Here is a 15,950-nt window from a genome sequence, read left to right as displayed (position 1 = left end):
AATTATTGATGGATGCTGACCGGCACCCTGACCAAATCTCGATCAAGCGTTAAACGACACCCATCCGATAGGTTGAACTGGGTGTAGTAAAGATAGGCCTGATTGCCTACGGTACCAAAATTAAGGTCTTTTGACTCGCTGTCTATTAACGACGGGTATGCTGCGATAGCCTGAGCATGATTACAAGAGCCAGGGCTATCTATTGACATGATTGTTTCAGATTTAGTCCAATCAATGAGATTTTCGGACCACGAATAATTGAAATTCACGCTCACCTTATTTTTATCATGAGGATTTATTTTAACTTCTTCGAATACAGCTAAATATTTTTTACTTTGCTCATGCCAGACTAAGCTCCTTATTTTGTAAGGAAGTGATTCAATCGGCTTGCAATAATCTTGAGAGTTGTATGACTGCTGGTTAGGCGAAGTATAAAAAACCTTGCTAAAACTTTTCCCATCCCAAGCACGCCAGGAAGAAGGCTCATCAAGTTCAGCGGTACGGGCTAGACAATTGCCTCTGAATTTACCGTTATTGGCAATAAAATTAAAAAAAGAATAATAATAACCTTCTTTTTTATGGATATTAGATGTTGTAAAAAAGCCTGTGGGACCGCCTGAATCTGGTGAAAAAAACTGAGGAGAGCGGGCAATAATATGCTGTGGTGGAGGAGCTATCTTAAAAGTAGAACCGCCATCATTAGATTTTGCTAGGACAATAGCACTCCACCAGCAGCCCTTATTTTTTGAGTTTATATTTGGGCATTTGCCAAACCACGATGCGTGATAATCCGAACTACCCAAGCTGTAAACTACTTTCCCATTGTTTTCGGCATAAAATGATTGAAGCCATATTCTAGCATTATAATTATCTGGAACGGGATCCATGGGCGCAGAGTAGACATTATTACAAGCAGGCTCTACCTTATCCAAGGATTGTCCTATAAAAGGTATATTCTTATAATGAGTTGCGTAAAGATAGACATGACCACCTGATGATCTAAAGGCGCGCGCAGGAGAGTCAGGGATATTTTCGTCGAAACACTTATGCTGGCTCCAGTCAAAAACAGTTTCTACACCTTCTTTATCAACCAATAATGTTGGATTTCTATCGGCAGCAAGAGGAATTCTTGAAAAAACCAAAAAAATAATAAGCAAGAAAAGATTTTTAAATAAGCGCATTTAACTTACCTTATTCAAAATAAAATATAAATGGCCTCTAAACTAGTTAGCGCAACCTGCATTAAAATCTCGAGGCAACACATAAAAAAACGCGCAGAAAATATGAAGACAAAACCATGCACATATTTTCTGCGTCTTGCTAATTAAAATAAGCCGTCTTAAACTGAGAAATCACATTGGCTACGGCTTCAGGCTTTACATGAATACCATCTTCCAAAAATGTTTTGCTTCGCTCAGAGTTCATGATTATTTCATAGCTTGGGAAGTAATCCACATAATCTAAACTTTCTGCAATGGCAGAAGCGACAGTACGCAATGTTGATTTTGATAATTGATTGGCAATAACAACACTTTTATCAGTAAAAGTGGCACTCAGCGGCACAGGGGATACAGTAAGTATTATTTTACATCTTGGAGAAAACTGATTAATCATCTCCAAGGCTTTTCTAACCAAAGACAATGAAGCATCATAGCCTAAACATTCAAAATAAAAGTCGTCTATTTGGCGTCTCAACATGACATGGGACGGTGTGCGATTAATATAGCAGCTCTCAGGCTTGTAAATCCAAGACTCGTTATAACCCAATGTAATGATGACCGCGTCAGACTCAGGAAGCTTGTTGTAAGTTTCTATTAGTCCGTCCCTGACACCTTTGACCCTAACTTCATCCAAAGGAATCAATCCTGAAGTTAACAGATCAAGATATTTATCGTTAGAGCCTACAATAGAATGATGGGGACTCTGAACACTGCAGAGCTTTACCGCCTCAAGGATAGATCCTGGTGTATAAACATTCTGGTAACCTGTGCGTGCATCGCCTCCAAGCTCATAATATTCACCTGGCAAGGAGGGGACACTGCTCAGGATGGAAACTCCGGCACTTCGCAAAGCATTTTCAATGTTTCTTGCAAAACACGAACCAATAGTAAAAAACTTTCCGCTGCTTGGAAGTTTAAACTTCGCAACATGAGGAACAGTCGGGTACTGTGGAAGTTCCTTAGCCCATACTTGCATCAGCCGATGAGGATTGCATTTGGCGACTTCAAACGCTTCTTTTCCAGGCAGTCTCATGTATGTACTCGCTAGTCAGGTTTTAATTAACCACTAAAAGGCTAGTGAATGGAAATACCATTCTGAGCAAAAAAAATCTTGTACTGCTCTGCAATTTTTTCGCGATTTTTATCAAATGCTTTACCATCAAATTCTGATAGCGCTTTTAAATCATTAAGAGTGATGCCATCCTTTATTTTATCAGCCATCACATACGGTATTTTACTTTTCTCACATAACTCACGAATTCGGGAGTCGTGCGCAATACATAACCCAGGAACACCTGCTTGAAGAGCAAGCATTACACCGTGTATTCTTGCACCTACAATAAAATCAAACCTTTTTAAATATTCCATCCAAGCTGGAATATTATAAAAAGATATAAAATATTGCCGAATCCATTGCTTGAATTGCGCGTCGTCCAGGTTTAACTTTAAATAAGATTTAAGTTTCTCAATGTACGCAGGCTTTACTATCTCAAAATCATTACGCGACAAAGCTACTGCTTCATCAGTTGCCTGCACAATATACATACCATGTGTATCCTCCATAATTCTCACTAAAGAGGCCTCGACTGCACTTAATGCCTTCCAATTAGGATGGCCTGACGCAACAGCTACTTTTTGGTAATTGGCTTTGTAACGCTTTTCCAGTGTTTCGCCTAAGTGCCTAGACTTATTTATAAGCAACGAGGGGCAACCTAAAGAAATCGCTTTATCACCAAAACCATAATGCTGCATTACCTTAAGCGTATAGTCACCGCGTACCGTGATATTAGGTTTCCCAGATGGAGCGCGAGCAACTAGCTGATCAAGCCAAGACAATGTACCTTGGGGAAGAACAGGAATATCTTCGTGACTAACACCACCTTGAGCACCAAGGCCAATTGCAAGTATTTTAGTCTTCAAATCTTTGAATGTATTGGCAAGCCCCGCCATGTCCATATGAGGCCCCAATTGGTTAGCGCACGGCATAATGCCAATATCACCCATGAGATTTATTTTTTCTGCTTTTGAACTCCATGGCACTGATTGAGGCACAGTTTTTATCAAGCGATTGATTGCGTAGTGGAATGCAAGATTGCCGGTATTGTGCCCTACCAAGTTATAAAGCTCTTTGGTGTCTATGCTTGAGGACGAAGCAATAGACTCATTCAGTCCAAACGTGAATATTTTCGCCATGTAAACTCCATTTAACAACAGTTCAGCTCAGATTTGTTGCCTTGGGTCTTTATAAAATTTAAACTCCCGAAAACAACAACACACGAGCTGAACATTGTAGCTGACGAATGTTAAAAAAATATTACAAGTTTAATTTACGCCAGAGATGATGTAAGTGGTATTACATTTACACGAGCAATACCTCCTGACTCTGTTAATAATTCAAGATGAACTTTTGCGCAATCAGTATAGCTGATGGGCTTCACGATATTACTATGCAGTGTCTCCCATTGCCCTTCTGCCGTAGCCGCGCTCAATAAAACTTCGGCAAGATCTATAGAGTTTCTTGCTTCAAAATGAAGACCATCAACACCGTCTTTTACTTTCTCTGCCATACCACCAATATTTGCGCAGATCACAGGCCGGCCGTAAATAAAGGCCTCTTGAATAACCATGGGCGAGTTTTCCCACCAGATCGACGGCACGATAACCCAGTCGACTTTAGACATTCTATTTTTAAGCTGGCTGGCTTGATAAGGACCTGCCCACCGTACGCACCCTTCAGCAATCAACGGATCCATCATCTCTTTAATGCGACGTTGAAATTCATGCGACTGATGCTCGAGATTTGCACCATGAAATTCAACTACCAACTTTTTCCGCTCTTTTGAGGACAAACGACTAATGGCCTCCAGCAGAAGGTCTGCACCTTTAAACTGATTAATCTGACCAAAAAAACCAAATCGATTACGATAGGGAGATGTTATTGGCCTCGGCGGTGCAGGCAGACATTCATCCTGACCATTTTCAATTACAGTTATTTTGTTAGGATCGATGCCCCAAGCGATATATCGCTGACGAAGGAATTCAGAGGGCGAAACAAAGTGGTCAGCAAATTCAAAATGGTTCTTGATAAACTGCTCTCTCAACCAGAACTGCTCTCGGCTAAAACTCGGTATGCAACGGTGACAATCATCGATCGATGATTCAGTGCACAGCTTATTAGTTCCTGCCTTAACCATTTGGCCTTGCTGGTGACAAATGGCCATGTATTCGTGAAGTGTAACAATCAACTCTGCATCAGGGAGCTCTTGCTTGATGATTCTAAAGTATTCAAGCCCTAGGTGAAAGTAGTGATGCGCATAAACTTTAGTCGGCTTCAGGGCTCTAATCATGGCTCTGAAACTGTGCCAGACCGAATAGGGATTAGCTGCTTTAATTAAAAAAGAATCTCCTAACGACTGCTCCCAAAGATACTCATCCTCACGGCGAGTGCTGAACGCACCAGTTGCACCATTGCCACGGTCTACGCGACCAATAAACCAGGCTTTTTCTACATCTGGATTATTTTTAAAAGCCTTGAACAGGTTATAGGCCGCAATCTCACCACCTCCCAAGTTAAAATCAGGATGGCCATGCGCTAGAACCAATACACGGTGATTACTCATAATTATTACTTAGCCTCGATATCTGTCATAAGGTTTTTAATATCATTGCCCCATTTCTTGCTATGACGCCAAGCATTGTAACGAACGACCAGGGTTCTAAATGATGTGTCACCAAGTAATGTGAACGACTGACGCTCCAGGTGAGTAAGCACTACAGAAGGTAAATAGCCAATTCTTAGACCTTCAGCATGTATTTTCATACACAGATCAGAGTCTTCGAAATCACCGATCAAATAACCTTCGTCAAACCCATCAATTTTTATATAGGTAGCTCTGCTGATTGCCATACAGGCACCCGTTACTGCGGGCTTTTCCATCAGATCTTTAGAGCTATCAATATTTGGGTCCAACCCGGCAAGCGGATGTTTGTTGAGCCAAACGGACCAGCTTTGAGAATAAACAAACTCCATTCCCCCGTGCTGGAGGCCGCCATCCGGGAATAGCAACTTCGCACCAATGATGCCATAGTCTTGATTGGCTTCGAGGGCATTGCACAGTTGCTCAACCCAACCGGTGTGTGTCGGGAACACATCACTGTTCAAGAGAATCAAATACTCTCCATGAGAGTATTTTACCCCGAGGTTATTAGCGCCAGAAAAACCTCGATTACGGTGTCCCCATACAAAAGTAAATGGAATCCCATACAGTTTTAGCAGGTTTTCTGCTTCGTTAACCACAGGCGTAATGAGTGCTGGATCATCGAAAACATAGACAATCTCGATATTTTCATAGAATGCTCTGTCTTTAGAGAACTCATTGAGTTGATGTTCTATAAAATCCCAGCGACCATACAATGGAATGATAATACTGTATTTAATATCTTCCTTTTTTTGAACACCAAACTTCCAAACAACAGGGTCAATTTCCGAAAGCCGATGAGCTGCGTTTCGCTCTTCGATTAAAGTACTGATCGCTTCACCTTCCCAACTGTCCAAACGATAGTTAAAGTCTTGGGCTGGTGTTGGAACTTGAAAAGCATATTTGGCGTAGCTAACAGGATCGTTTGAAATAGGAGTCCATCTATTTAAAGTGATTTTTTTAAAAACACCCTTATCCTCTTCAACGATGGCCAATAAGTCTTCTGGATCCTGTGGATATGGCCAATTAGTCACAAAGCCTGAATATATTGTGTGCGAAGCATATTCATCAGAAAAAATTCGAGTAATATCGTCACGATGAAATCTCAGACATTGACTTATGTCTTTTTTATTTCCCTTGCTATCCATTAACCATGTTACAACACCAGGTTTGGCGATGCACCATCCTGCAACGACACCAAACTTCTTTGTTATCGCACCGCAAAAGTCAATGTGCGCTTTTGATTTTTTAGAATCAATTAATTCTAGATTTTCAATCTTTAAGTCAAGAGTTAAAGGCGAAACATATACGGTCCCGCTGATGTTAAATGTCAAAAATAATGGCTTAACTGATTGCTCCGTCGTCACTTTTGTTTTAATGACATAGCCTTTTACAGGTTGACTTTTCCCAATCAGCGCCAAAACATCCGGTCTTTCGACTAACAATGTCTCGCACGGAATGGCTTCGTCAGGCGAGGCTATGCAGAAATTCAGCTGTGTATGCGTTGACCATGCAATAACGGTCATCTCACCATTCTTTATAAAGGCTTCATCGACCTTTATAAGGATCTCTGTGCCACCATTCACAGGGATAATCGATTCTGGCTTTTTCTGAATGTTGTTTATGACAACGGGTGGTGATGTAACGACATTTTTTGGCTTGGCGACTGGAGTACTGACAGCGCTTGTTGGAATAGCTTTGTTTGTGGTGATGGTTTTGGATGGTTTCACAAAATTTTCCTTGAAAGATTACGGCTCATCAGGATGTTATTGAATCTCTGGATACCCTTCCGGGTAGTTACTCTGCCATCGCCACGTATCGAGTATCATGTCGTCTAAAGTTCTTATGGCTGTCCATTTTAATTCACGTGCGGCCTTTTGAGCATCAGCCCATGATGCTGCAATGTCACCAAATCTGCGCTCAGCATAGCGATAGGGTATCTGCTTCTCTGCTATTTTTTCAAAAGCATTTACAATTTCAAGCACACTGTAGCCACGACCAGTGCCCAAGTTCCATGTGTGTATACCCGACTCATTGCTTATAAATTTAAGGGCACGTATATGACCATCGACTAAGTCCACCACATGGATGTAATCCCGCACACCGGTACCATCGTGTGTGGCATGGTCATTGCCAAAAATAGTTAATTCTTTTCTTTTCCCAACCGCCACTTGACTGATATAAGGAAGAAGGTTGTTGGGCGTTCCCTTGGGGTTTTCGCCAATCTGCCCACTCTCATGTGCGCCAATAGGATTAAAGTACCTTAAAATGGCAATGCTCCAGCGCGGGTCAGCAGCACTGAAATCACCAAGCATTTCCTCAATGATCAACTTTGTTCGACCATAAGGGTTGGTGGGCTTTCCTGTGGGCGAACTTTCGCTGATGGGCATATGAGCGGGTTCTCCATAAACGGTAGCTGAAGAACTGAAGATGAATTTGAAAACATTATTGGTTGCCATGCATTTCAAAAGACGCAATGTGCCAACCACATTGTTTTCATAATAGATGACAGGTTCACTGACACTTTCACCTACTGCTTTGAGTCCAGCAAAATGAAAAACGCTGTCAATCTTATATTTTTCAAATATACAACCCAAAAGTTTTTCATCAGAAATATCGCCCTCAAAAAAAACAGGTTTCTTTCCTGTGATTTTGTAGAGATTTTCCAGTGATGACGAAGAGCTATTGCTTAGATTGTCAAGCACTACGACCTGGTGGTCAGCTTCCAACAGTGCCAATACTGCATGTGAGCCAATGTATCCGGCTCCCCCCGTCACCAAAATGGTATTTTTCATGAAGTACTCTTGTAAGACTCTTACTGTTCAGTTTTCGGCACGCTACCGCCCCAAGATTTAGCGTGCATTCTTGACGACGGTGCCTATTTTCATCACGATTCCAGGTTTGCTGTGTCAGCCTATTAAGGATCGTGGCATGTGGTATATCAACAGTTACATCGTTTTCTGCATAAGCTTGATCAAGAGGCATGTCCTCGTCAATGAGTCAGCTTCTTTGAATATTTCTTCAAGCCATACAGAGTAGTGTTCTCTACTGCAGCTTGTGGTTTGACTCAACGCAAATCCAGATAATCGTTTTTTGATTTCGTCTATAATCGTTGCAGAAACACTTTTAGGCTCGACTCCAAACTGAACAAAACGCTGGATACCTTTGGTCGAGCGAATAGGGGACCAATCTTGATTTCTACTTAAAAAAACGAATATGTAACCAGGAAAAAGCGATTTTTTTACCGGTTTCCCGTTGGTTGTCTCGATGACTTCCGGCCGATAACATGTGAATCCCTGCCGCATCAGATTTTCTTCAGCCACATGATCCTGCTTTGCTTTGCACAACAGCACATACCATCCCTTCGCATGAGGGTTGCTGCCCACATGAAGTTCCTGTTTGTTACTGTTCGCGTCATCAGCATGATTCATTATTTGCAGGTCAAGGTTTCGTTAATATGGAATATGTTAATTTTCATAAAATTACCGTTTGGTCTGACCCAATGCCTTACCGGCCCTGACCTTAAGCGGCCGGCACGGTATTGCCAAGCCGCCGTAAGGACCACTCAGGTAGTCCAAACTAAGGGCTGGATGATAATACAAATCATTCTGACCAACGTGCGACCAGCGCTCAATAAACCCTTGCTGTTCGCGTGACGCACGAGCCCGTTTTTCTGGGATTTGATCCTTACCTCGGCTCGCTGACTCAGCGTGAATCAGTTGTGCAAAAGGCGTCCAGATCAAATGTAAACCTAGTTGCTGAATGCGCAGACACAAATCTACATCATTGAAAGCCACCGGAAAGGCGCGCTCGTCCAGTCCATCCACTGCGTCAAAGATGGATGCTCGTAACAATAGGCAAGCTGCTGTTACGGCACTTTGTCGGCGTGTAATCTGATTCATTCCCAGGTAGCCTGGGTCCTGTTGCTCAAGGTTGTTGCCGGTGTGCGCAGCCAGCCCATTGACTCCCACCACAACACCACCATGTTGAACCATACGATTAGGCCATAACAGCTTGGCCCCAACAGCCCCCACATTCGGGCGTAGCAGCTGCCTGACCATCTCTTTCAGCCAGCCCGCTTCGATAATCTCGATGTCGTTGTTGACCAAACCAAGCAGCTCGCCAGTCGCATGATCTGCTGCGTAATTATTGATGGCCGAGTAATTAAAGGGCTGCGGGTAAGGCAGCACTTTTACTCCTTGAGCAGGCAATGCGTCTAAATAACTCAGCGTGGCCGGATCGCTAGATTGATTGTCGACAACGATGATTTCTAGATTCGGATAGTCGGTGTTGTTTAACAAGCCGTCGATACAAGTGCGCAACAGTCCAACTTGATCTCGCGTGGGAACGATTAGGCTGACTTTTGGCAGCTCGGCTGGTAGCGGCCATTGTGCATGCAGCAAAGCTGGATACTTAGGCAAGGCCCTTACCAGCGCGCCCGGAGTCAGACACTGGCACAACCAGGCTATGGCTTGGTGACGGTCCATTGAGGCTGCCGCCTCTTCAGGACTGGCCGGAGCCAGATGATGGCGGTGATACAAGACCTGTGGCAGGTGCGCTACGCGGGCATGGCTCATTTCAGTTGCCAGTGCGATACCGGCAAGCAGGTAATGCCAGTTAAGTGACTTAAGCCCATCAAGTGGGGTCAATAGAGCCAATGCCTGATTGAGGATGGTTGAACTGAAGATCGCTCCGGGCGTAAAGATATCGGCGCCGATAAACAGGTCAATGTCCCAAACCGGCTTGAACCAAGGCAGACTTCGTTCGCCATGTGAACCGTCACGGTCGCAGTCGGCATATGCCCAAGCATTGCCGTTATCGAGCAAACCGCTTAAATGCTCAAGTGCATTGACGCCCAGCCGGTCACCATCAAACAGTGGCACGATACGGTCGCACCCATCTTTGAGCAGATGGGCCAACGCAGGCAGGATGTCTTCGGCCGAGCCCTTGGCGATCTGGTACTGCATTGGTCTCTGGCTACGCAGACTGCCCAGACTGATGCTTTCTAAGGCAATATCGCCCTCACTGATCAACAACAGACCGAGTTTACCCTGAGATGGCCGGTTTTTCGGCGGGGCATTGTGTTGAAAGAGTTCGAACCATTGAGGGTAATGCCCGAAGCCTGCGCTCTTGGGTAAGTACAATGCTTGTTCTTTTGCCACTTGAGTGAGCAGTGTCATGGTCTGCTCATCTGGAATCTGGTCATACTGGTGCAGCAAGCCTTCCAGCCCTTCGGGCCAGCAGCACACCTTGATTGGGCTGCCAGCTAAAGGCTGTCCCATATCATTTTCAACATCTATGATGTGTAGTTTCCCGTCAGCCAATGACCATGGGAGGTCAAAAACAAATCCATGATCGCTACTGCTGCGGTAGCTGAGTGATTGCTGATGCTTATCGCAAAATATCCTACCAAGTACTTTATTACTTTCACGCACTGTAACTTGGACATGTCGCTGTGGCGCTTGTGGATCCCATGACCATCCGCCAATACGCAGTCCGCCGCTATGCCAAACGATAGCCGCTACAGGTGCTGGCTCCTTACTCGGCAAAACAGGTATCTGCAATTGACCATCGAGCCAATGGTCCTGGTTAGCGACCATGGCGCTGATACGTGTAGCACCCTCAAGCCAGTGCTGTTGAAGCTGCGCACTGAAGCCATGAAACTGGTCACCCGCTTGAGCATTGGGCTGGAACTGGTCAGCTCGCACCAAAGCAACACTGGCGCCGTCGATACAAATATCTATGATCAGGCGCTGGTCTGGTTGTGCACTGTTGAATGCCCACCCCTGCAGCACATCCCCGTACAGGCCTGTAATGGCGCCATTGAAAGTAGAGTTTTCGCCTGCGTTGGGCTTGTTCAAGACTTCTTTTGGCATCAGACCTGGCCCAGAGAAAGAGGTAGCAGTTTAAAAGAAATTGCGCCGGCCTCATTTGTAAATGTGCCTGGCGGAGCATATAACGGTACGCATAATTCGCTAGCCAGAGCCGGTGCATTCCAATCAGCGCCTGGATTGCACTCTAGGCTTATCGCTGCCTTGCAGCCAGAAAGCAGCATACACTCAACAGCATCAAGGCCTTGAACATTAGGTAAGGCATGAACTGCACCAGTGGCTACCAAGGCTTTACTCCAAGAACTGTTTCCGTAGGTCAACAGTTGTATGGGTAATTTTTCACGAGTGATGCGACGACCTAGCTCAAGCCATTGATGCGCCAGTTCGGCATTGTGCAACTCATCTGCAATCAATAGCACACTGGAGGTGTTTTTGGCTGCTGCAACGAATCTGTGCTGTTTACCAACAGAAAACTTTACGGTTGGCAGTGCTGTAGCGTAGCGCTTTTGCAAGGCTTTAAAAGGAAGCTGGACGCTGCTTGCCAATTGTGCAAAAGCAGACCAGTCATACGAACTGTCTGACTTCAACAACTGATCGTCTCGGCAAACAACACGATACGGCTTACCTAATTGATGAGGTAAATCGAGTAATAAGCGAGGGCAACTGTTCAGTTGCTGATAAAAAATCTCATCAATCGGGAGGGTTTTAAGGTCCTCTAATAAGCGCTCATGTTCAGAAGGCCAGAGGTAGTCAAGACTAAAAGCAAGCGGTTGTAGGTTCGCTTGAAGCGTTACCCAGACCTGCTGGTTTTCATATCGCCAGATGAGGCTCAGTGGCATGTCATCGAGTTTGCCAGTGTGCAGATGTAGCTGTTTCAAACCAGTCTTAGGCCATCGTCTCTCTGGATGTGTCGCGATGTGATCGCTTAGCTCACCAAGACGAGCACGTTGTAGCGCCTGCCGTGCCGGTTTTATAGTGTCTCTCAAACAAAAAGCGCTATACCGCGCCGAAGCATCCGGATAACGCTTTCTGAGAATGGCGTTGTTGTACGCCACACGAATGATCTTTTCGTCGCCAAACGACGCACCGCCCTGGTGCGCCACAAACACATTGGGCGCGCCCATGTGTCGCCAGCCATGGCTACGGGCGCGCAGGCACCAGTCGGTTTCTTCACCGTAGCCGCGCATCAGGTGCACCTCGTCGAGATAACCGACCTCGACGATGGCGCGACGCTTGATGTACAGGCAAAAGCCACAACCGGTCTCGATTTCCATGGCCGGGCTGTCGGTCTGCCTTGCCAGGTTGTCCAAATGCGCTTGTTCTTCGGCGCTGGGCATGGTGTGACTGACGCGACTTTGCGGAAAACTCATCAGCTCGCCGTTATTGGTAAACGGCGTCACCGAGGCAATGCCTTTGTCGCTGTAGGCAACCGCACGAAGGCGATCCAGCCAGTCGCCGTGCACGCGGGTATCGGCATTGAGCCATACCACGTCGCGCTCCGGGCTCAGCGCCATGCCGCGATTGACGTTGCGGATAAAGCCCAGGTTCACCGGGTTGATCACATGCTCGATGTCGCCGGCGGCGGCCATGGCCAGCAGCGCCTCGCGTAGCCGGGCATTGGGTGTGACATCGTCCAGTACCACCAGGCGATGCGCCGTGCGATTCGCACCCCGACTGCGGATGACGCTGTTCAGACACTCGAGGGTTTCTTCATAACCGTCATACACCGGCACCAGGATATCGACCGGCTCCTGGCGGCTGCGGGTCTTGCCCACTTGCACCGGCGGCACGAAAGGCGGCTGGTTCAACAGCGGGCTGCCCAGCAAGGGCGTACCGTCGCTGAACTGCACGTCCAGCGTGAGTGCCGCATCGCGGATGATTTCCTGAATGCCACCGTGGGCAGCCGGAAAGCCCGCCTGGGTCAGCAACGGGTGAGGTTTGTCGGCCGCACATTGAGTGCTTTGCCCGGCATTGATAATGCTCAGGCCAACGACCGATCCGGGGTTGCGCAGGTCTACGGCCCAACCCTGGACCTCACCGGTTTCAACCTCATAGGTCACTACGCCCACGCTGGCCAGCGGGTTAGGCTGGGTGGCCAGCAGGCTCAGCACCAGGTGCAGTTCCTTGGGGTCGGTGATTTCCGGCAGACGGGCAAGAATCTGCTTGCGCAGTTTTTCAGGGGTTTCGGTTTTACTGCGCACTTGCCAGAGCATGATACGCAACGCCGGGTCGGCGGGCATCTGTTGCCAGGCAGCGGTCAGTTGCCGTGCAGCGAGCGCGGGCTGCTGCTGGGCGAGAATGCTGCGACCTACAAGTGCACGAACGTCAGCCCGGTCGGGCAGCGCATTGGCGGCACTGGTGAGGTAAATGAATGCGTGGGTGGGGCGTTGTTCCTGCAGCGCTTGAATACCTTTCCAGATCAAGGCTTCAGGACGGTATTCGGGGGTTTGCAGCGCACGTTCCAGACAAGCCGCGGCATCGCCATGCTGGCCGCTTTGGCGCTGGCGATGGAAATGATCCATGAGCGTGCCTCGCTCATGTACGACGTCTTTAGACATGGGCATGGTATTTCGCTGTTAAATGAAAGAGGGGCGCCCGAAGGTGCCCCTTTTTTGAAAACCCCCAGCCTTGCGGCTGGAGGTGTTCAGCTTTGTTGCAGCGGAGCAGTGATTAGACTGCGCCTGGCACCACGATTACGTGGGTAGCGTCGGCGTTCAGGTCAGCCTGACCGATGACCGATACAACCACGTCGGAGTGCGAAGCACCGCTTTCCAGGGCCAGCAGGTAGCCAGCTTTGGTTGCAGCATCGCCACCAACAGTTTCGAACAGCGAGTCAACGAACTCGGTGTTGGTCTTGGTGTTGGCTTCAGCCGAGGCGAAGATGTCGTTGGCGACGTCAGTGCGCGAAGCACCCGACTCCAGCAGCGAGATCCAGCCATTGGCTTCGTTACCAGCGGTGTCGCGACCCAGTGCAGCTTCGTACAGAGCGGAGACGAAAGTGTCGTTGCTCAGAGCCGAGGCTTCAGCGGAACCAGCGATACCGGCGATCACGTCGCTACGGCTTGCACCTTGTTCGAACACCGACAGCCAGCCTTGCAGGCCAGTGTCGTCAGTCTCACGACCGAACAGACCGGTGTACAGGTCGCTCAGGAAGTCAGTGCGCTCGATGGTCTGATACTCGTTCGAGTTCAGGAAGTCACCAACAACGGCTTCCAGCGAAGCGCCGCCGTCAACAGCGTTGATGAAGCTAGCAGCGCCATCTTTGTCTGCATCACGGCCCAGCAGGGCTTGGTACAGGCTCAGAGCTTGTGCTTCTTCTTGCGACTCAACGATGGTCAGAGTCTCGCCACCAGCGAAGGTCACGATCTCGCCGCCAGTTACGCTGACGCTGTTACCAGCGGCACCGTTGACACCGGTCAGAACCAGCGCATCACCGTCTACAGCTTTGGTGAAGTCAGCGAAGTTGCCCAGTACTTCAATAGTGTCGTAGCCAGTGCCTGCGTCGATAACGTCGTTACCTTCGCCAGTCACAATGACGTCATCGCCGCTGTCGGTGGTGATGGTGTCGTTGCCAGCGCCGCCAGCTACCAGTACGTTTTCAGTACCGTTGTAGGTGATGGTGTCGTCGCCGTTACCGCCAACTACTACACGAGCAATACCGTCAACGTCAGCAACGGCAGCTACAGCTACGTCGCCAGCAACGCGAGCCGAGGCAGCAGCGTCGTCGCCGATGGTCAGGGTCACGTCAGCTTCGCTGTCGATGATGATAACTGGAGCGTTTTCAGTGCCAGCAGGCAGAGTCAGATCAACCGGGGCGGTGCCAGCAACGTTGATCGACAGAACGTCGATAACTTGACCAACAGGTGCATTGACAGCACCAACGCCATTCCAGCCGGCTACAACCAGGGACGCCGAAGAATCCAGGCCCAGTACGCTGTTGATAGCAGCAGCGGTGGAGTCGGAAATGTTGGTGTTGGTAGCCAGTGCTGCTGCGAATTCAGTGCTCGTTACTGGGGTATCGTATTGCAATGCCATGAGTCAAATCCTGCCATATCAGGCCAATTGGCCTATGTTGCTATCTGTCTGCGTAATCGCAGGTTGTTCCCTGAGAGATGTATGGCGGAGGGCGTTGATCTCGTTTCTGGGAGTAATCGTTAAATTCAGTGCAACCAGAGGCTCAGTGCCGCTGGGTCCAAAAATCATCTGGTCGCTCACAATGGCTTGTCGCTCGCCACCGGCAAATACCGCATGGCCGGCCAGTTCATAATCGGCGCGTTCTGCGCCAATCAGGCTGAAGCCTACCGCTACGATTGCTGCAGCTTTATTACGAGCACCTGTGAAGCTACCTGTCGTCACTTTCTGGCCTGGGCCTGCACCTGCCAGCGTGGTGGTGTAAGCCAGATCAACACCTTGAGGCTTGTTTGCCCAATTAATGGCAAAGCCTTCAAGGCGATTTTGCCCGGCTTCATCGCCCAGGCACTGGTTAATGACCGTGACATCGCCGGTTTGTTCGATATGACCGGTCAACGTCAATACGACTGCACCAGAAGCGGTGTTGGGCAGGGCGGCAGTGTCTGGAGCAGAAATGTTAGGTTTGAGATTGCGCATGATGGCCGGCGAGGTGTCGATGCGATCAATACGCAAATCCACTGGCTCAACTTCATGATTAGCCAAGAAGTACTCGGTGATCAGAACCGTGGTGACGCCGCCTTTGACGCGGCCGATGATGCAGTCACCCAGCTTGGTGAGAATGTTCTTGCTCACGCCTTCAGCCGGAAAAAAATCGATCGCACCCTTGCCCAGCGGCGCTTGCTGCAAGGCGATGCAGACGCTTTTTTCGGCGGTGGGCTGGGAGGCGTAGCGGAAAATGTACATTCCCGGTTCCAGCAGGGTGATCCGGGAATTGATTTTCAGGCCATCGTGTTTTTGCGACTGCACTCAATAAGCTTCCTTCTCATCTTGAGCGGCTACATCTATTAGCGGCGTCGAAGCCGCTAACCAACTTCTCTAGATGTAATTGTTCAGGCGACTCAGTTCGAGTCACGAAGTCGAGAGGGTAATCCATTTGTGGGAAAAGTCAATTGACTTGATAGGAAAATTCCATAGGCGGCGTGGGAAATTTTCCCTGCCTCGAGATGAGCCTGCCATCGAAAACTGACCTGTGATAGTGCAATGCATGTTCATCTTGACCTAAGACGAGG

At 47.9% G+C, this 15,950-nt stretch carries 11 protein-coding genes; all 11 read right to left on the bottom strand.

The window, feature by feature from the left end:
• Positions 1-2 precede the first annotated feature (2 nt).
• The 11 genes from DGA31_RS29655 to DGA31_RS17755 all read right to left on the bottom strand — a co-directional run bounded on the left by DGA31_RS29655 (position 3) and on the right by DGA31_RS17755 (position 15,624).
• On the bottom strand, positions 3-1,181 hold the full coding sequence (locus tag DGA31_RS29655; RefSeq protein WP_152035053.1) for a hypothetical protein: 1,179 nt from the start codon (positions 1,179-1,181) through the stop codon (positions 3-5).
• A gap of 139 nt (positions 1,182-1,320) precedes the next feature.
• Entirely contained in the window at positions 1,321-2,253 is a 933-nt protein-coding gene (locus DGA31_RS17800) for a GSCFA domain-containing protein (RefSeq protein WP_109513436.1), read from the bottom strand.
• Between the two features lie 41 nt (positions 2,254-2,294).
• Positions 2,295-3,413: a polysaccharide pyruvyl transferase family protein gene (locus DGA31_RS17795; RefSeq protein ID WP_109513435.1), complete on the bottom strand. Its 1,119-nt coding sequence runs from the start codon at positions 3,411-3,413 to the stop codon at positions 2,295-2,297.
• A gap of 134 nt (positions 3,414-3,547) precedes the next feature.
• Positions 3,548-4,840 carry a glycosyltransferase family 4 protein gene (locus DGA31_RS17790; protein WP_109513434.1) on the bottom strand — a complete coding sequence of 431 codons (1,293 nt, stop codon included), beginning with the start codon at positions 4,838-4,840 and terminating at the stop codon, positions 3,548-3,550.
• 5 nt (positions 4,841-4,845) lie between these two features.
• Complete coding sequence (locus tag DGA31_RS17785; protein WP_152035052.1) at positions 4,846-6,648, bottom strand: glycosyltransferase family 2 protein; 1,803 nt, start codon at positions 6,646-6,648, stop codon at positions 4,846-4,848.
• A 36-nt stretch (positions 6,649-6,684) separates the two neighbouring features.
• The gene (gene galE / locus DGA31_RS17780; protein ID WP_082481345.1) at positions 6,685-7,713 is read right to left on the bottom strand and encodes a UDP-glucose 4-epimerase GalE; all 1,029 of its coding nucleotides are present in this window, start codon (positions 7,711-7,713) and stop codon (positions 6,685-6,687) included.
• 153 nt (positions 7,714-7,866) lie between these two features.
• Complete coding sequence (locus tag DGA31_RS17775) at positions 7,867-8,304, bottom strand: transcription termination/antitermination NusG family protein (RefSeq protein ID WP_161959198.1); 438 nt, start codon at positions 8,302-8,304, stop codon at positions 7,867-7,869.
• Positions 8,305-8,400: 96 nt separating this feature from the next.
• The gene (locus tag DGA31_RS17770; protein WP_109513432.1) at positions 8,401-10,794 is read right to left on the bottom strand and encodes a glycosyltransferase family 2 protein; all 2,394 of its coding nucleotides are present in this window, start codon (positions 10,792-10,794) and stop codon (positions 8,401-8,403) included.
• Positions 10,794-13,271 carry a glycosyltransferase family 2 protein gene (locus tag DGA31_RS17765; protein ID WP_109513431.1) on the bottom strand — a complete coding sequence of 826 codons (2,478 nt, stop codon included), beginning with the start codon at positions 13,269-13,271 and terminating at the stop codon, positions 10,794-10,796. Before DGA31_RS17765 ends, DGA31_RS17770 begins: the two co-directional genes overlap by 1 nt.
• Before the next feature lie 148 nt (positions 13,272-13,419).
• A complete protein-coding gene (locus DGA31_RS17760) occupies positions 13,420-14,784 on the bottom strand; it encodes a DUF4214 domain-containing protein (RefSeq protein ID WP_109513430.1) in 1,365 nt (454 codons plus the stop codon).
• An 18-nt stretch (positions 14,785-14,802) separates the two neighbouring features.
• On the bottom strand, positions 14,803-15,624 hold the full coding sequence (locus tag DGA31_RS17755) for a hypothetical protein (RefSeq protein ID WP_161959203.1): 822 nt from the start codon (positions 15,622-15,624) through the stop codon (positions 14,803-14,805).
• Between the last annotated feature and the right edge of the window lie 326 nt (positions 15,625-15,950).

Source organism: Pseudomonas ovata, assembly GCF_003131185.1.
Classification (GTDB): Bacteria; Pseudomonadota; Gammaproteobacteria; order Pseudomonadales; family Pseudomonadaceae; genus Aquipseudomonas; species Aquipseudomonas ovata.
This window is presented reverse-complemented; position numbering and strand designations above follow the sequence as displayed.